The organism is Inquilinus sp. NPDC058860, assembly GCF_042743185.1.
GTDB lineage: Bacteria > Pseudomonadota > Alphaproteobacteria > DSM-16000 > Inquilinaceae > Inquilinus.
In genome coordinates, this window is sequence record NZ_JBHYMS010000011.1 from 1 (window position 1) to 17600 (window position 17600).

At 69.2% G+C, this 17600-nt stretch carries 15 protein-coding genes, 1 tRNA gene and 1 pseudogene; 11 read left to right on the forward strand and 6 right to left on the reverse strand.

Annotated features, from left to right (window positions below):
* Positions 1-273, forward strand: a pseudogene (locus ACFW16_RS09755) (glutamine--fructose-6-phosphate aminotransferase); the annotation flags it as partial.
* A 154-nt stretch (positions 274-427) separates the two neighbouring features.
* Here ACFW16_RS09755 and ACFW16_RS09760 read toward each other — a convergent pair.
* From ACFW16_RS09760 to ACFW16_RS09775, 4 genes are all read right to left on the reverse strand, one after another.
* Entirely contained in the window at positions 428-2086 is a 1659-nt protein-coding gene (locus ACFW16_RS09760) for an ABC transporter substrate-binding protein (RefSeq protein WP_380304266.1), read from the reverse strand.
* 50 nt (positions 2087-2136) lie between these two features.
* Entirely contained in the window at positions 2137-3321 is a 1185-nt protein-coding gene (locus tag ACFW16_RS09765; protein ID WP_380304268.1) for a mandelate racemase/muconate lactonizing enzyme family protein, read from the reverse strand.
* Between the two features lie 82 nt (positions 3322-3403).
* Positions 3404-4348, reverse strand: coding sequence for an ornithine cyclodeaminase family protein (locus ACFW16_RS09770; protein ID WP_380304270.1), 945 nt, complete (start codon positions 4346-4348; stop codon positions 3404-3406).
* Positions 4349-6388 carry an FAD-dependent oxidoreductase gene (locus tag ACFW16_RS09775; RefSeq protein ID WP_380304272.1) on the reverse strand — a complete coding sequence of 680 codons (2040 nt, stop codon included), beginning with the start codon at positions 6386-6388 and terminating at the stop codon, positions 4349-4351.
* Positions 6389-6480: 92 nt separating this feature from the next.
* Here ACFW16_RS09775 and ACFW16_RS09780 point away from each other — a divergent pair, with 92 nt between their 5' ends.
* The 4 genes from ACFW16_RS09780 (at position 6481) to ACFW16_RS09795 (ending at position 10359) form a co-directional block, all read left to right on the forward strand.
* A complete protein-coding gene (locus ACFW16_RS09780; protein WP_380304274.1) occupies positions 6481-7407 on the forward strand; it encodes a LysR substrate-binding domain-containing protein in 927 nt (308 codons plus the stop codon).
* Between the two features lie 68 nt (positions 7408-7475).
* Entirely contained in the window at positions 7476-8990 is a 1515-nt protein-coding gene (locus ACFW16_RS09785; RefSeq protein ID WP_380304276.1) for an AlkA N-terminal domain-containing protein, read from the forward strand.
* The gene (locus ACFW16_RS09790) at positions 8983-9516 is read left to right on the forward strand and encodes a methylated-DNA--[protein]-cysteine S-methyltransferase (RefSeq protein ID WP_380304278.1); all 534 of its coding nucleotides are present in this window, start codon (positions 8983-8985) and stop codon (positions 9514-9516) included. Before ACFW16_RS09785 ends, ACFW16_RS09790 begins: the two co-directional genes overlap by 8 nt.
* Positions 9517-9540: 24 nt before the next feature.
* On the forward strand, positions 9541-10359 hold the full coding sequence (locus ACFW16_RS09795; RefSeq protein ID WP_380304280.1) for an isocitrate lyase/phosphoenolpyruvate mutase family protein: 819 nt from the start codon (positions 9541-9543) through the stop codon (positions 10357-10359).
* Between the two features lies 1 nt (position 10360).
* Here ACFW16_RS09795 and ACFW16_RS09800 read toward each other — a convergent pair whose 3' ends face one another.
* Positions 10361-10567 (reverse strand): DUF4180 domain-containing protein, encoded by a 207-nt coding sequence (locus ACFW16_RS09800; RefSeq protein WP_380304505.1) that lies wholly within the window; start codon positions 10565-10567, stop codon positions 10361-10363.
* Positions 10568-10939: 372 nt separating this feature from the next.
* On the opposite strand from ACFW16_RS09800, the gene ACFW16_RS09805 reads away from it, so the two are divergent.
* Positions 10940-11605 carry a hypothetical protein gene (locus tag ACFW16_RS09805; RefSeq protein WP_380304282.1) on the forward strand — a complete coding sequence of 222 codons (666 nt, stop codon included), beginning with the start codon at positions 10940-10942 and terminating at the stop codon, positions 11603-11605.
* Positions 11606-12120: 515 nt separating this feature from the next.
* On the opposite strand, the gene ACFW16_RS09810 is transcribed toward ACFW16_RS09805, so the two are convergent.
* Positions 12121-12210, reverse strand: a tRNA-Ser gene (locus tag ACFW16_RS09810).
* Between the two features lie 527 nt (positions 12211-12737).
* Here ACFW16_RS09810 and ACFW16_RS09815 point away from each other — a divergent pair.
* From ACFW16_RS09815 to ACFW16_RS09835, 5 genes are read left to right on the forward strand one after another with little or no spacing between them, the layout of a single operon-like run.
* Positions 12738-13466 carry a septal ring lytic transglycosylase RlpA family protein gene (locus tag ACFW16_RS09815; protein WP_380304284.1) on the forward strand — a complete coding sequence of 243 codons (729 nt, stop codon included), beginning with the start codon at positions 12738-12740 and terminating at the stop codon, positions 13464-13466.
* Positions 13467-13513: 47 nt separating this feature from the next.
* The gene (tmk, locus tag ACFW16_RS09820; RefSeq protein WP_380304286.1) at positions 13514-14152 is read left to right on the forward strand and encodes a dTMP kinase; all 639 of its coding nucleotides are present in this window, start codon (positions 13514-13516) and stop codon (positions 14150-14152) included.
* Positions 14149-15225 carry a DNA polymerase III subunit delta' gene (locus ACFW16_RS09825; RefSeq protein ID WP_380304287.1) on the forward strand — a complete coding sequence of 359 codons (1077 nt, stop codon included), beginning with the start codon at positions 14149-14151 and terminating at the stop codon, positions 15223-15225. Before tmk ends, ACFW16_RS09825 begins: the two co-directional genes overlap by 4 nt.
* A gap of 30 nt (positions 15226-15255) precedes the next feature.
* The gene (metG, locus tag ACFW16_RS09830; protein WP_380304289.1) at positions 15256-16803 is read left to right on the forward strand and encodes a methionine--tRNA ligase; all 1548 of its coding nucleotides are present in this window, start codon (positions 15256-15258) and stop codon (positions 16801-16803) included.
* Positions 16803-17597 (forward strand): TatD family hydrolase, encoded by a 795-nt coding sequence (locus ACFW16_RS09835; protein WP_380304291.1) that lies wholly within the window; start codon positions 16803-16805, stop codon positions 17595-17597. Before metG ends, ACFW16_RS09835 begins: the two co-directional genes overlap by 1 nt.
* The last annotated feature ends 3 nt before the right edge of the window (positions 17598-17600 follow it).

Sequence of the window (17600 nt, forward strand, 5' to 3'; positions counted from 1 at the left end):
GCGCCGCGCGACGCGGTGTTCGACAAGACGGTGTCGAACGTGCAGGAGGTGATGGCCCGCGGCGGCAAGGTGATCTTCTTCTCCGACCCGGACGGGATCGAGAAGCTGGGGCCGGGGCCGGTGGCGGCGATCGGGCTGCCCGGCGTCGACCCCTTCGTCGCCCCGATCCTCTACGCCGTGCCGGTGCAGCTCCTGGCCTACCACACCGCCGTCGCCAAGGGCACCGATGTCGACCAGCCGCGCAACCTGGCCAAGAGCGTCACGGTGGAGTAGGGGTTGGAACAGTCGCCGACGTAGGTTGGGTTCGTGGAAACGAACCCAACATCATGCAGCCAGCCGCCAAGCGTAGGTTGGGTTCGCGTCGCGAACCCAACACCCCACAGCCATTGTTGGGTTCGCAAGAGCGAACCCAACCTACAAAGCTCTCTCAGGCCGCCAGCCAGACCTTGTTCAGGTGCATCTCACGGGCGAAGTGGTATTCGAAGCCCTGCACCTTGTCGGTGCTGGCGGTGAAGATCTTCAACCAGAACGGGATGATGGCGATCACGTCCTCCTGCATGATCTCCTCCAGCCGGTGCACCAGTTCCTTGCGCTTCTCGATGTCGAGCGTCGCCTGCGCCTGGTCGAGGATCTTGTCGAACTCCGGGTTGGCATAGCCGGTCTCGTTCCAGGCCACGCCGCTGCGATAGCCCAGCGCCAGGACCTGCACCGCCAGCGGCCGGGTCAGCCACTGCGTCACCGAGAACGGCCATTTTGTCCAGCGATCCCAGAAGGTGGCGCCGGGCAGGACGTTGACCTTGAGGTCGATGCCGGCCGGCTTGACCATCTCCGACAGCACCTGGGCGGTGTCTATCTCGTGCTTCAGCGCGTCCTGGCAGTTGATCTCGATCGACAGCCCGTTCGGATAGCCGGCTTCGGCCAGCAGCTTTTTCGCCTTGTCGATGTCCGGCGGGGGCGGCGACAGGGGCGTGTACTCCGGATGGATCGGCGAGACATGGAAGTCCTCGCCCGGCGTGCCAAAGCCCTGATAGGCCAGCTGAGTCAGGCGTTTGTGGTCGACGCAGGCCTGGATCGCCTGGCGCACCGCCTTCTTGTCGAAGGGCGGCTCGCTGATGCGGAAGCGGGCGACTCCGGTCTCCGCCGTCAGCTTCTCATAGAGCTTCAGCCCCGGGACGCCCTGGACCGCGGGCAGCAGGTTGACCGGCACCTGGCTCACCAGGTCGACCTGGCCGGAGCCCAGCGCCGCCAGCCAGGCGGCCGGGTCGCTGCCGAGGTCGATGTATTCGACGCCGTCGAGATGGACTTCCTCGCCCCAATAGTCCGCCCGTTTCTCGAACACGGCGCGCGACCCGACCGCCACCTCCTTCAGCCGGAACGGGCCGGTGCCGACCGGGGTCTTCATCAGGTTGGCGCCGGATTTGGCGAAGTCGCGATGGGTGATCAGCGCCGGATAGTCGCCCAGGCTCTCCGGGAACTGCAGCATCGGGCTCTGCAGGTGGAAGCGCACGGTGTGGTCGTCGACCCGCTCGATGGCGTCGGGCGCCATCTTGACCGCATCGCCCTCCTTCACCGTGAGGCCGCTGAACCGGCCCTGGTTGGAGGAACCGGTCTTGCTGTCGAGCCAGCGGGTGAAGGTGGCGATCACGTCGTCGGCGTTGAAATCGTCGCCGTTGCTCCACTTCACGCCGCGGCGCAGGTGGAAGGTCCACTGGCTGACGTCGTCATTGGCCTCCCATTTCTCGGCCAGCCAGGGCCGGGAGACGTCGTCGGTGCCGATCGACACCAGCGGCTCGACGATCAGCCGCCCGATATTGCCCTTCTCCGACCAGTCGTAGATGGCGGGATCGGCGCAATCCATCACCGGCATGCCGATGCGTAAGGTTCCGCCCTTGCGCGGCGTCTCCTGCGCCGCGGCTTGCGGGATCGCGGCGTCGCCGGTGATCCGCCCGGCCAGGGCATAGGCGGCCGGCGCCGCCATGCCCAGCAGGGCGGCGGTGCGGATGAAGTCGCGCCGCCCGATCCGGCCGGCCTTGAGCTGCTCGGCCATCGGCGGAATCGCGGGATGAAGCAGAGTCTCGTCGTCCATGAAGCCCCCGTTGTTGGTCTCCGGTCCCTGATGGACCGGTTTCGGTACGGTCAGTTCAGCGGCAGCCGGCGGAAATGCCCCGGCCGGAACGGGTCGTGGAAATGCTGCATCGGCCCGTGCTCGACGAAATGCCGGTGCCAGCGGTCCAGTGCCGCACGGTCGAGGGTGACGCCGAGGCCGGGCCCGTCCGGCACCCGCACCGTGTTGCCGGTCTGGCGGAACGGCCCGCCCTCGATCACGTCGCCGACCTGCCAGCGGAACAGCGACTGCGCCGGCTCGCGGATCCAGGCCGTCGCCGCCGAGACCTGGAGATAGGCCGCGGTGCAGATGCCGGTGTCGCCGCTGTAGCACCAGAAGTCGACGCCCGTGGCCTCGCAGCCGGCGATGAAGCGCAGCGTCCGGCCGATGCCGCCATGCACGGCGAAGTTGGTGACGAAGGCGTCGGGCACGCCCAGCGCCAAGGCGCGGCGCAGGTCCGGCACATGCGAGGAGAAGGGGATGGCGCTGTGCTGGCGCAGCCTCTGCATCTCCTCGAAGGTCGCGACCGGGTCCTCGTAGTTGCGGATGTTGTAGGGCTCGATCGCCTGCAGCACGTGGCGCGCCGTGGGCAGCGACCACTGCATGTTGGAATCGAGCCGGATCATCGCCTCCGGCCCCAGCGCCTCGCGCAGCTTGCGGACGGTGCGGATCTCCAGCTCCGGGTCGCCGAGGCTGAGCTTGCCCTCGAACATGGTCGAGCCGTGCGCCTCGCGCATCCGCAGGCAGTAATCGACGATCGCCTCGGCCGACATCTCGCCGCCGGCCGTGCCCGCGGCCTCGCGGAAGCTGAAATACTCGGTGAAGGGGATATCCTGCCGGACCGCGCCGCCGAGCAGCTTGTGGATCGGTTGGCCCCATTCCTTGCCGCGGATGTCCCACAGCGCCATCTCCAGCGCGCCGAAGGCGATCACCACGGCGTTCTCGCCGGTGTTGGCGGTGATCTGGACCGAGGGCAGGCACAGGCTCTCGATCGCGGCGATGTCGAGCGGGTCGCGGCCGATGATCCGGGGCGCCAGCTCATGCTCGATGATCGGGCCGAAATGCCACCATGGCGCCTCGCCGAGCCCGGTGATGCCGGCGTCGGTCTCGACCTCGACGATGCATTTCGAGGATCCGGGATAGGCCCCGACCGACCAGTGGAACGGGACGTCGAGCGGGATGTTGACCGGGGTCGTCCGGATCCGGGTGATCTTCATGCGGCCCTCCGGGAACGGAAGTCACAACCGTCCCTGACCGCTTGGGCACGGTAAACCGAATTCTCCTCACCCCTGCATGAGTTCAATCGATGCAAGAGGCCAGCTCGTGGAAAGCGCGCGCCACGATCAGGTCGAGATGGCCGCCGCCGGCGTTCTTGAACAGGGTGATCTCGTCGGCCGAGCGGCGGCCCTCGGCGCCGGCGCAGAGCTCGGCCAGCTCGGCGACGACATCCGTGGGGGCGATGGCGCCGGCGGCGATCGCCTGGGTGAACTCGCCGCACTGGCCGACGGCGAAGCGCCGCGTGTCGACGAACAGCCGGGCCCGGCGCATCGCCTCACCGTCGGCCTCGCGCATCTCCGGGGTGAAGGACCCGACCAAGTCGACATGCGTTCCCGGCTGCAGCCAAGAGCCGCGGAGCACCGGATCGCGGGACGCGGTGACGCAGGAGACGATGTCTGCCGACCGCACCGCCGCCTCGGCATCCTCGACCGCGCCGATCTCGATGCCGGGGAGGGAGAGGGCGGCCGCAAGCGCGTCGGCCTTCTGCGTCGTGCGGTTCCAGATCATCACGCGCCGGATCGACGGACGGACCGCCAGCAGATAGCGGATCTGCGTCTCGGCCTGCGCGCCGGCGCCCAGCACCGCCAGCGTCGCCGCATTCGGCCGCGCCAGCAGGTCGGCGCCGAGGGCGGAATCGGCCGCGGTCTTGGCCCGGGTGAAGCTCTCGCCGGTGATCACCGCCAAGGGCCGGCCGTCCTGCCAGTCGAACAGCACCACGACCGACCGGATGTTCGGCCCGGCGCCGCGCGCCTCGTTGCCCGGGAACACCGCGGCCAGCTTGGCCCCCAGCGCCGCGCCCGGCTGCCAGGCCGCCCAGGTCAGCAGGCTGTTGGGCGCGCCAGGTTCTTCCAGCAGCAGCCGCTCGACCGTGCCGATCCCGTTTCGATGCCCGTCGCGCAGCCGTTCGACCAGCCACAGCGGGTCGAACTCCAGCGCATCGGCATCGATGGCGAGGATCGGCGCCATTCACACGTCCTTCAGCAGCCGCAGAGCGTCATAGACCGCGGCGTGGATGTTGCGGGAGGAGACGGCGTCGCCGATCCGCCACAGCACGAAGCGGCCCTCCGGATTGCGCCGCACCGCCTGCGGCCGGCCGGCGATCATCGCCTCGTAGTCGACCGCGCCGAGGTTGGACGACAGCGGCTTCAGCGCGAAATACAGCTCGTCGAGCGGCAGGGTGCCGTGCTCGACCACCACCTGGTCCGCCCGCTTCTCGACCCGGCGATGCCCGTACTCGTCGAGGAAGCTGGCGACCAGCCGGTTGCCGTCGCGCCGCACGCTCTCCAGCCGCAGGTTGATCGTCACCTGCACGCCATGCTCGGAGAATGCGCGGAAATAGGCTGGGTAGCTGGTGCCGCCGACATCCGGGGCCAGCGTCCGCTCCGGCGTCACCAACTCCAGCCGGCTGCCGGCGCCGGCGATGAACTCCGCCGCGGTCAGGCCGGGATGGGCGCCGTTGTCGTCGTACAGCAGCACGGTCTCGGCCGGCTTGGCGGCGCCGGACAGGATGTCCCAGCCGGTCGTCACCAGATCCTCGCCGGCATCGAGGAAGCCGGTGTTCGGCAGGCCGCCGGTCGCCACCACCACGACATCCGGCTCCTCGGCCAGCACGTCGCCGGCCTCGGCATAGGTGTTGAACCGCATGGCCACGCCGTGCCGCTCGCATTCGGCCATGCGCCAGTCGACGATGCCCAGGATCTCGCGCCGGCGCTGCAGGCCGGCGGTGATGCGGATCTGGCCGCCGGGCTGGTCCGCCGCCTCGAACAGGGTGACGGCATGGCCGCGCTCACCGGCCACCCGTGCCGCCTCCAGCCCCGCCGGGCCGGCGCCGACCACCACCACCTTGCGCCGCGGCCCGGTGGTGCGGGCGACGACATGCGGCATCGTCGCCTCGCGCCCGGTGGCAGCATTGTGGATGCAGGCCGCCTGGCCGCCATAGATGCTGTCGATGCAGTAGCCCATGCCGACGCAGGGCCGGATCTCGGCCTCGCGCCCCTCGATCACCTTGCGGGCGATGTGCGGGTCGGCCATGTGCGGCCGGGTCATCCCGACCATGTCCAGCTTGCCGCTCTCGATCGCGTGGCGGGCGGTGGCGACGTCCTGGACCCGCGCGGCGTGGAAGGTCGGCACCTTCGTCGCCGCCCGCACCTCGCCGGCGAAATCGAGATGGGGGGCGGAGCGGGCGCCCATGCCGGGGATGACATGCGACAGCGCCTCGTCGGTGTCGATGTGGCCCTTGATGACGTTGACGAAGTCGATCAGGCCGGAGGCGACGAGCCGGCGCGCGATCTCCAGCCCCTCGGCCTTCGACAGGCCGCGCTCCCAATCCTCGTCGCAGACCATGCGGGTGCCGACGATGAAATCCGGCCCGACCCGGTCGCGGATCGCGCGCAGCACCTGGAAGGCGAAGCGCAGCCGGTTGTCCAGGCCGCCGCCATACTCGTCGTCGCGCTGGTTGGTGGCCGGCGACCAGAACTGGTCGATCAGATGGCCGTAGCATTCGAGCTCCAGCCCGTCGAGCCCGCCGGCCTGGACCCGCTCGGCGCCGTCGGCATAGGCGGCGACGATGCGCTCGATGTCCCAGTCCTCCATCGCCTTGGGGAAGGCGCGGTGGGCCGGCTCGCGCACGGGGGAGGGGGCGACGACCGGCAGCCAGTCCTCCTTCGACCAGCTGGTGCGGCGGCCGAGATGGGTGACCTGGATCATCACGGCGGCGCCGTGCGAATGCACGTCGTCCGCCAGCTCCCTCAGCCAGCGCACCACCTCGTCCTTGTACAAGAGGATGTTGCCGAAGGCCTGCGGGCTGTCCGGCGCGACCACGGAGGAGCCGCCGATCATGGTCAGGGCGATGCCGCCCTTGGCCTTCTCGGCATGGTACAGCCGGTACCGCTCCTTCGGCAGGCCGTCCTCGGTGTAGGCCGGCTCATGCGCGGTCGACATGAAGCGGTTGCGCAGGGTGAGGTGGCGCAGCGTGTAGGGCTGCAGCAGGGGATCGGCGTTCGACATGTCCGGTATCGGATCGTTGTGACGGTTTCACTCTTCCGGGCTGCCGGCCGATGGTAAACCGAATTTCCCTCACGCCGGCATGAGCCCAGTCGATGCAAACCCTCCGCGGCAGCCTGCCCTCGCTCAACGCCCTCGCGGTGTTCGAGGCGTCGGCGCGGCGGCTCAGCTTCTCCAGGGCGGCGGAGGACCTGGCGATCACGCAATCGGCGGTCAGCCATGGCATCCGGCAGCTCGAGGCCTCGCTCGGGCTCGACCTGTTCATCCGCCATCACCGTAGGCTCGAGCTGTCGCCGGAGGGCGAGCGGCTCTACGCCGCGGTCGCCACCAGCCTGTCCGCCATCGCCCAGGCGGTCGACGACATCACCGGCCGGTCCATGGCGGCGGCGCAGCGCGAGATCGTGATCGGGGTCTCGACCTCGATGGCGGCGCATTGGCTGCTGCCGCGCTTCGCCGTCTTCCGCGCCGCCTTTCCGGTGGTGCCCCTGCGCATCCAGACCATCGACCGCGACGCCGACCCGGGCGAGGACGGGATCGATGTCGTGATCCGGCTCGGCGACGGCAAATGGCCGGACCACGACACCATCCCGCTGTGGGAGGAGCATGTGCACGCCGTGGCCAGCCCGGCCTATCTGGCGGCGCACGGCCCGCTGCGCGACGCCGCCGATCTGCATGGCTGCCAGCTGATCCATTACGAGGACGCGCTGCGCCGCCGCGCCACCTGGGGCGAGTGGTTCGCCGCCTTGGGCCTGCCGGCGCCGGGGCAGGCCCGGTCGCTGCGCGTCACCGACCATGCGGTGGCGCTGCAGGCGGCGATGGACGGGCAGGGGGTGACGCTGGGCTGGCGCCCGATCATCGACGACCTGATCCGGACCGGCCGCCTGGCCGACGCCTTCCCCCGGCACCTCGACACCGGCCGGCGCTTCTACATCGTCACCATGCGCGGCGCCGCGCTGCGCAAGCCGCTGTCGCTGTTCTGCGACTGGCTGGCCGCCCAGGCCGCGGCGATGAAGGGGTGGTAAGTCCGACCCCCGCCGACCATGTCCGAAAACCGCGAGCGCGATCGCTTCGGACGTGACATGGTCGGGGCATGGAAACGCTCGATCCCGAAGCCTGCTATCGCGCCCTCGTGACCCGCGACCCGCGGTTCGACGGGCGCATCTTCGTCGGCGTGACCTCGACCGGCATCTACTGCCGGCCGGTGTGCCCGGCCCGCGCGGCGAAGTTCGAGCACTGCCGCTTCTACGCCTCCGCCGCCGCGGCGCAGGAGGCCGGGTTCCGGCCCTGCCTGCGCTGCCGGCCCGAGACGGCGCCGGACCTCGCCTCCTGGCGCGGCACCTCCAACACCGTGTCGCGCGGCCTGGCGCTGATCGCCGACGGCGCGCTGGACGGCGGCGAGGCCGGGGTGGAGGCGCTGGCCGAGCGGCTCGGCGTCGGCGGCCGCCAGCTGCGCCGGCTGTTCAAGCAGCATCTCGGCGCCACGCCGGTGGCTGTGGCCCAGACCCGGCGCGTGCTGTTCGCCAAGCAGCTGATCCAGGAGACGCGGATGCCGATGGCCGAAGTGGCGCTGGCCGCCGGCTTCGGCAGCATCCGCCGTTTCAACGAGACCTTCCACGACCTGTTCCGCCGCCCGCCCAGCGCGCTGCGCCGTCGGGCCTGGGCCGGGCTGCCGGTCGATTCCGTCGCCGCCGGCGGGGTGACGCTGCGGCTGCGTTACCAGCCGCCCTATGACTGGCCGGCGATGCTGGCTTATCTGCAGGCCCGCGCCATCGACGGGGTGGAGCAGGTGGCGGGCGGCGTCTACCGGCGCAGCGTCGCCGAGGGCGACGAGATCGGCACCGTCGAGGTCCGGCACGAGCCGGCGCGCGACAACCTCATGGTGCTGGTCCGCTTCCCATCGGTGCGCGCCCTGCCGGGCATCCTGGCCCGGGTGCGGCGGGTGTTCGACGTCGGCGCCGATATCGAGACGATCGGCGCCCATCTGTCGCAAGACCCGTTCCTGGCGCCGCTGGTGGCGCAGCGGCCGGGGCTGCGCGCCCCCGGCGGCTGGGACGGGTTCGAGCTGGCGGTGCGCGCCGTGCTCGGCCAGCAGGTCACCGTGGTCGCGGCACGGCAGCTGGCCGGCCGGCTGGTGGCGATCTGCGGCGCCGCGGTGCCGGAGGCGGCGCGGCTGAACCTCGCCTTGTCCCGCGCCTTTCCGTCGCCGCAGCGTGTGGCCGCGGCCGATCTCGGCGCGCTCGGCATGCCGGGGTCGCGCCGGGCGACGCTGACCGCGCTGGCCGAGGCCGCGGCCGCCGACCCGCATCTGTTCCGCCCCTTCGGCACGGTGGAGGAGGCGATCGCCCGGTTGCGCCGCATCCGCGGCATCGGCGACTGGACGGCGCAGTACATCGCGCTGCGCGCCCTGCGCGAGCCCGATGCCTTCCCGGCCAGCGACATCGGCCTCTTGCGCGGCGCCGCCGACGGCGCCGGGGTGCGGCCGACCCCGGCCGACCTGCTGCAGCGGGCCGAGCCCTGGCGGCCCTGGCGCGCCTATGCCGCCCAGCATCTCTGGGCTGCGGATCCGGTGCCGATGGCGAGAGTGTCGGGAGCGAAGCATGGCTAAGGCGCTGGTCTTCGACCGCATGCCGAGCCCGCTCGGCGAGCTGCTGATCGTCGCCGACGAATCCGGTCGGCTGCGCGCCATCGACTGGGTCGAGGAGGAGCGGCTGCGCGACCGGCTGGCCCGCAGCCTCGGCCATGACGATTTCACCTTGGCGCCGCAGCGCAACCCGGCCGGCCTGACCGCGGCGCTGGAGGCGTATTTCGCCGGCGACCTCGCGGCGATCGACGCGCTGCCGGCCGAGGCCGCCGGCACGCCGTTCCAGCGCACGGTCTGGGCGGCGCTGCGCGGCATCGCCTGCGGCACCACCGTGTCCTATGGCGAGATCGCGCGGCGGATCGGCCAGCCGGGCGCCATGCGCGCCGTCGGCCTCGCCAACAATTCCAACCCGATCCCGATCGTCGTGCCCTGCCACCGCGTCATCGGTGCCGACGGGTCGCTGGTCGGCTTCGGCGGCGGCCTCGATCGCAAGCGCTGGCTGCTGGACCACGAAGGCGCCGGCAGCAGGCAGCTGTCCCTGGCCATCTGAACCAAACACCGGGAGAGAACGTCCATGACCGCCACCCGTCAGGCCGAGTCCCTGCAGCAGTTCCGCCGCCTGCACCAGGACAGCATCCTGCTGCTCGCCAATGCCTGGGACGCAGGCAGCGCCCGGCTGATCGAGAGCCTCGGCGCCAAAGCCATCGCCACCACCAGCGCCGGCGTCGCCTGGGCGCATGGCTATCCGGACGGCGACGTGCTGCCGTTCGACCTCTTGGTCGCCACCACGGCCGACATCGCCCGCATCATCCGGGTGCCGCTGACCGTCGACGCCGAGGGCGGGTACAGCGACGACCCGGCCGCGGTGGGCGAGGCGGTGGCCCGGCTGATCGGCGCCGGCGCCGCCGGCATCAACCTCGAGGACGGGGCGGGGACGCCGGACCTGCTCTGCGCCAAGATCGAGGCGATCAAGCGGACCGCCGCCCGCAGCGGCCAGGACGTGTTCGTCAACGCTCGCACCGACGTCTATCTGCGCGGCCTGGCGCCGGAGGGCGGCAAGGTGGCGGAGGTGCTGGCCCGGGCCGAGCGCTACCGCGCCGCCGGCGCCGACGGCATCTTCGCGCCGGGGGTCACAAAGCCCGAGGAGATCCAGGCGATCGCGGCCGCTGCGCCGCTGCCGCTGAACGTGATGGCTCGGCCTGGATTGCCGGGTGCGGCGGAGCTCGCCGCCCTCGGCGTCCGCCGCCTCAGCGCCGGTTCCGGCATCAGCCAGACGGTGTTCGCCCGGATCGCCGAGCTGGCGACGTCGTTCCTGCAGGACGGTATCTCCGACCCGCTGGTCTCGGGCGCCATGCCGTATCCGGAGATCAATGCGCTGATGGCGGAGCGGTAGGTCAACCCCCGGCGCGGCCGTCCAGCCGCGCCGCCAGGCTGTCCAAGCTGGGTTCGAACCAGATCTCGCGGCCGCGATTGGCCTCCCGCACCCAGTCGCGCAGCGCGCCGCTGGCGGCGAGATGCTGCGAGATGTCGCCGATCACCGCCAGCTTCAGCCGGTAGTTGACCGCCTTCTGCGCGATCTCCCCGGCCAGGCCGCTGCGCAGCTAGAAGAAGGCGGGGCCGAGGCGGGATGCCGGCACGGCCAGCACCGAGGCGCCGGCGAACATGGCCTCGCCGATCAGGTCGGTGGCCGCCCGAGGGTATCGATCGCCAGGCCGTCCTCGTCGCAGACCAGCACCTGCTCGCCGCCCCAGTGCAGAATTTCGGTCATCGCGTCATGTCCTTTGGCTCACTGCGGCACGGGCCGATGGATAGCATCGTCTCAGCGCTGGGCTCTCATTCATCCAGACGCTCGACCGGCCGGACCTCACCCCGCGGCCACCCCAATTATTGAATGAAGAAGTGGCTTTGCTACTTGTGTCGACAAAAAATTCGGGGTGATGATTGTGCTTTGATCGGTAGCTAGCGGGGTACATATGTCTGTTCTAGATATTCCGCTCCGAAAGGCGCTACAATTGTTCTATGCGCCACAGTCGTTGCGGCGGTCAATTTTGAAGGAAGATATTCGGCTTGATCGCAGAAAGGAGGCCGGCGGTAACAGAAGTAGAGGTGGCGATTTCTACCTGCCTTTCTGGTCTGATGTCAAAAGACATGTATCTGGTGATGGCGACCTTGCGCAGCTTACTGATGATCGAATAAGGTCGAATAGGAATTTTAAGAGATTATATCCGCTTCTTAAAGACGGCGTCCTCGAATTGCTCAGTGCAAAATTGCGTTGGTCAAACGAACCAGTCGAGATCATCCCTCAAAGCGTGCACGGCAAGCTGCGAATTGAAAGCCTGGGTGGCACAATTCGCATAAGGGATGCGCTCCACGCGCGCGTCAGGGGAGAATATACCCGCGTCGTGTACCCGTACTTCAGCGAAGAACCGGCGCTCCCCGAAGAGGGTGGAAGATTGGGCTTATGGGTGATGCAACAGGCCCTGACAGAGCTTGACCCAGGTGACATGCGTATTATCGACGCTCTTCGTCGGACATTTTTCTCTCCGCAAACGACGCCGTTGCAGGGCAACGAAGAGGCGGTTTTCCGTGAAAACTACAGTTGGTTAATCGGCGAGTGGGAGCGTCTAAAGCAAGAATGAGAGGCGCGAACTATCAAGCCTAATCGACTCAGGCTAGCTTCCGCATAAAGTTTGGAGGCATGCGCTTCTCAACATGATGCGCGAAAGCAATCAAACCGAGGGCATGCCTGCGCACCGATCGTCGAAGCGAATCCGCGTTTCGCGAGGTGGCGGGGCGAATATTCTCGTGGTTCAGCGTATAGAGAGGTTTCTATATTGTTTCTGATGGCTTTTGTGATGCGTGGGCGCTCTGTGTCGATGGCCACGCCCAGCAGAATTTTTCTGCCGCCAGGAGGTAGATCGTCGCCTTCTGACGACGGGGTAAGGTGCTCCACCGTATCCGTTTTAGGCCGCGTACCCAGACAGAGCTTTCTCGCGACGATAAAGCCGATCCAGGAGAATGGCAGGTCTTAGCAAAATGCGACGGCGATCTGAACGGCCGAATGCGGGCAAAGCCGCCGATGGTGCCCCATCAGCAAGTAGTATAGAGGCCGCCAATTCCACGCCTCAGCCACCTCTGGCACGCTGCAGCTTGATGGCGGAAGGGGTGGGATTCGAACCCACGGTGACGTCGCCGCCACGCCGGTTTTCAAGACCGGTGCCTTAAACCGCTCGGCCACCCTTCCGGACCGGCCGCACCATACGGATTTGCCCCGCCGGTTTCAAACCGCTTCGTATCGGCTGCACGGCCGAGATCATGCCGGCAACATCCGACAATTGAAATCGTGGGTTGTCGGATTTCGCCACGAACCGAAGCGGTTACGGGCCGTGCTGTCAAACCGGTCTGCACGCCAATACAACCTATGAGCGCAGGCAGAAATTCACAGAAATACTGGACGCCGACCGACGCCGCGGGTCGGCTGACCAGCACATGCTCAGATATGCCGGAGCGGGACGGGACGATTATGCTGGACCATTGACCGGATGTTGTGACATACGGGCAGACATGACTGCCGAACCGATCCTGACCCGGTCCGGACGCCGTTCTTTTTGCGTGAAATTCAGCCGCACGAAGTCGGATCGTCTCCCGGGGCTCGCCGTCGCTGCAGCCATCGGCGTGGCGCTGCTTGCCACCGGATGCGCTCCCTCCCAACCGGGAAAGGGGAGCATCGCCGAACGGCCCATTCTCGCGCGCCCCGCCGATCCGGGGGTCGTGGCCATCAACGGTGTGCGCTACGTGGCGCGCACCGACCGCGATTCGGTGCAGGTCGGCACCGCCACCTGGTACGGCCCCGGTTTCCACGGCCGCAAGACCGCCAACGGCGAACGCTTCGACAGCGGCCTCGTCACCGCCGCGCATCGCAGCCTGCCGATGCCCAGCCTGGTCAAGGTCACCAACCTCGACAATGGCCGGACCCTGATCGTCAGGATCAACGACCGCGGCCCCTTCGTGCGGTCGAAGATCATCGACATGTCGGCCCGCGGCGCGGAACTGCTGGGCTTCCGCGGCAACGGCTCGGCCCGGGTCAAGATCCAGGTGCTGGAGGAGGCGGAGCGCTTCCAGGCGCTGCAGCAGCAGCGCGACCAGGCGCGGAAGAGCCAGGTCGCCTCGGCCGGCAAGCCGGACGACCTGCACGATACCCCCTACATCGCCGTGCCGCCGGCGCCACGGGTGCCCGACCGGTTGCCCGAGATCGTCGGCAATGCCGGGGACGAGGCGAAGCCGTCCGGCCTGTTCGTCGCCGCCGCCAAAGCCACCCGGCCGCAGCAGGTGGCCACGCTGTCCGACGCCCTGCGCCGCTTCGGCCCGGTCTCGACCGCCGCCGCTGCCGGCGCGATCGAGCTGCGCATCGGCCCCTTCATCGACCCCAAGGCCGCATCGACCGCCTTGAAGCAGGTCGCCGCCGCGGGCTATTCCGGAGCACGCGTCGTCGCCGAGTGACCCTGCCGGTCCGCGGCGCGACGAGGCCGCAACCGGGGACGGATCGCTTGGGCAATCGCGGACGATTCATCACGCTTGAAGGTGGCGAGGGCTCGGGCAAGAGCACGCATGTCCGCCGGCTCGCCTCGGATCTCGCCAAACGCGGCGTCGAGGTGGTGGCGACGCGCGAGCCCGGCGGCTCGCCGGGGGCGGAGGCGATCCGCAACCTCCTGGTCAAGGGCGATATCGACCGCTGGGACCCGGTGACCGAGGCGCTGCTGCATTCGGCCGCCCGGCGCGACCATCTGCGCGCCACGGTGCGCCCGGCGCTCGACCGTGGCGCCTGGGTGGTCTCCGACCGCTACGCCGACAGCACCCTGGTCTATCAGGGCTGGGGCATGGGGGTGGACCGGGCCAGCCTCGACGCTCTGTTCCGGATCGCGACCGACGGGCTGAAGCCCGACCTGACCCTGGTGCTGGACGTGCCGGCCGAGATCGGCCTCGCCCGCGCCGGCGCCCGCCGCGGCGGCGAGGACCGCTACGAGCGGATGGGCCAAGCGCTGCACCAGCGCCTGCGCGAGGGTTTCCTGGCCGTCGCCGCGGCCGAGCCGGAGCGCTGCGTCGTGATCGATGCCGGCGGCACGGTCGACGAGGTTTCAGCCGCCATCCGCGCGGCGGTCGACGCGAAGTTCGGGCCCGCGCCGTGAGCGGCGCGTTCCCCGTCCCCCGCGCCAATCCGCGGCTGCTGGGCCACGAGGCGGCGGAGGCCGCGTTCCTCGACGCGCTGCGCGCCGGAAGGCTGCCGCATGCCTGGCTGATCACCGGCCCGCCCGGCATCGGCAAGGCCACCTTCGCCCACCGGGTCGCGCGCTTCCTGCTGGCCGGCGCTCCGCGCGGCGCCCACAGCCTGGAGATCCCGGCCGATCACCCGACCTTCCGCCGCGCCGTTGCGGGCGGCCATGCCGACCTGCTGACCATCGAGCGAAACGCCGGTGGCGACGAGGAGAAGAAGCGCCGCAGCCGCGAGATCCCGGTCGAGCAGATCCGGCGGATCGAGCCGTTCCTGCGCCTGACAGCCGCCGAGGGCAACTGGCGCGTCGTCATCGTTGACGAAGCGGAGGCGATGAACAGGAACGGCGCCAACGCCCTCTTGAAGATCCTGGAGGAGCCGCCGGCCCACGCCATCCTGCTGCTGAGCTGCGGCAATCCCGGCGCGTTGCTGCCGACCATCCGGTCGCGCTGCCGCCTGCTGGCGCTGGAGCCGCTGCCGGACGCGACCGTCGACCGGCTGCTGGCCGAGCACGCGCCCGAGCTCGATCCCGAGGAGCGGGCGTCGCTGGTCCGTCTGGCCGAGGGCAGCATCGGGCGGGCGGCGTCGCTGATCGAGGATGGCGGGCTCGGCCTGTACCGCGACATGCTGGGTCTGCTCGACGACTTCCCACGGGTCGACTTCCGCGCCGTGCACAGGATGGGCGACCGGATCGGTCCGGTGGCGGCGGAGTCGAGCTGGCGCCTGTTCACCGGCCTGCTGGTCTGGTGGATGGAGCGGCTGGCCCGCGCCGCCGCCCGCGGCACCGCCCCGGCCGAGATCGTGGCGGGGGAGGAGGCGGTGATGCAGCAGGTGGTGGGCGCCCTGGGACGGGCCGGCGGCCTTGATCGCTGGGTGGAGCTGTGGGACAACACCCGCCGTCTGTTCGCTCAGGCGGACGGGTCCAACCTCGATCGGAAGCAGGTTCTCCTGCAGGCGTTCATCGGCATCGAGCGCGCCTGCAACGGCTGACCGCCGCCGTAGCACGGAAAAGAGGCCGCGATGCCGGCGCCGAAGACATTCTACATCACCACCCCGATCTACTACGTCAACGACAAGCCGCACATCGGCCACGCCTACACGACGCTGGCCTGCGACGTGCTGGCCCGGTTCAAGCGGCTGGACGGCTATGACGTCCATTTCCTGACCGGCACCGACGAGCACGGCCAGAAGGTGCAGAAGGCGGCCGAGACCGCCGGGGTGGACCCGCAGACCTTCACCGACCGGGTCAGCCAGAACTTCCGCGACCTGGCCGCGGCGATGAACTTCAGCAACGACGACTTCATCCGCACCACCGAGCCGCGCCACATCAAGGCATCGCAGGCGATCTGGGAGGCGATGAAGGCCAATGGCGACATCTATCTCGGCGGCTATGCCGGCTGGTACTCGGTGCGCGACGAGGCATTCTACGGCGAGGACGAGTTGACCGTCGTCGACGGCAAGCGCATCGCCCCGACCGGCGCCGAATGCGAGTGGGTGGAGGAGCCGAGCTACTTCTTCCGCCTGTCGGCCTGGGGCGACCGGCTGCTGGCCTTCTACGAGGCCAACCCCGACTTCATCGCGCCCGAGTCCCGCCGCAACGAGGTGATCGCCTTCGTCAAGGCGGGCCTGCGCGACCTGTCGATCAGCCGCACCACCTTCAACTGGGGCGTGCAGGTGCCGGGCGACGAGGCGCACATCATGTATGTGTGGGTCGACGCGCTGACCAACTATCTCACCGCCGTCGGCTACCCCGACACGGAGTCCGAGAGCTTCAAGCGCTTCTGGCCGGCCGATCTGCACATGGTCGGCAAGGACATCCTGCGCTTCCACGCCCTGTACTGGCCGGCCTTCCTGATGTCGGCCGGGCTGCCGGTGACCAAGCGCGTCTTCGCCCATGGCTGGTGGACCAACGAGGGCCAGAAGATCTCGAAGTCGCTGGGCAACGTCATCGACCCGCTGGAGCTGGTCGAGACCTACGGGCTCGACCCGGTGCGCTATTTCCTGCTGCGCGAGGTCTCCTTCGGCCAGGACGGCGACTTCTCCCGCCGCGGCATGATCCAGCGCACCAATGGCGAGCTGGCCAATGGCTTCGGCAACCTGGCCCAGCGCGTGCTGTCGATGATCGGCAAGAACTGCGACGGCAAGGTGCCGCAGCCGGGCTCGCTGACCGAGGAGGACCGTGTACTGCTGGCCCAGGCGCCGGCGCTGCTGGAGACGCTGCGGCGCGACTTCGACGTCCAGGCCTTCCACCGCGGCCTCGACGCGGTCTGGGCCGTGGTCGGCGAGGCCAACCGCTATGTCGACGAGCAGGCACCCTGGACCCTGCGCAAATCCGATCCGGCGCGGATGGCCACGGTGCTGTGGGTGCTGGCCGAGACGGTGCGGCGCCTGTCGATCCTGATGCAGCCGGTGATGCCACAGTCGATGGCCAGGATGCTGGACCAGTTGGCCGTGGCCAGCGATGCCCGCAGCTTCGACCGGATCGGCGATGCCGACGCGCTGGTGCCCGGCACGCCGCTGCCGGCGCCGGAGGGCGTGTTCCCGCGCTATGTCGAGCCGGAGGCCTGATGCTGGTCGACAGCCACTGCCATCTCGACTTCCCGGATTTCGCGGCGGAGATCGACGACGTGGTCGGCCGCGCCCGGGAGGCGGGGGTCGGCTGCATGCTGACCATCTGCACCCGGCCCGACCGCCTGCCGGCCACCATCGGCCTGGTCGAGCGCTTTCCGATGCTCTACGGCGCGGCCGGGGTGCATCCGCACGAGGCGAAGGACTTCACCGACCTGACGGTCGAGGGGATCCTCGCCCTCGTCGCGCATCCGAAGATGGTCGGCATCGGCGAGACCGGCCTCGACTACCATTACGGCCTCAGCCCGGTCGAGGCGCAGCAGCAGAGCTTCCGTCGTCACATCCGGGCGGCGCGGATCGCCGACCTGCCCGTGATCGTCCACACCCGTGAGGCTGAGGCCGACACGCTGCGGATCCTGGAAGAGGAAGGGCAGGGCGGTGACCGGCCGCCGCTGCGCGGCATCATCCATTGCTTCAGCGGAACGCGCCAACTCGCTGAAGAATCAGTTAAACTCGGACTTCACATCTCCCTGTCCGGGATCGTGACCTTCAACCGGTCCGAGGACATCCGCGCCACCGCGAAGGACCTGCCGCTCGACCGCATCCTGGTCGAGACCGACGCGCCCTATCTGGCACCGGTGCCGAAGCGGGGCAAGCGGAACGAGCCGGCCTTCGTCGCCCACACCGCCCGGCGCGTGGCCGAGCTGCACGGCTTGTCGGATTCAGATTTCGCTCGAAGGACGAGCGACAACTTCTTCAATCTGTTCACGAAGATCCCGCAACAAGAGGCCTGAACA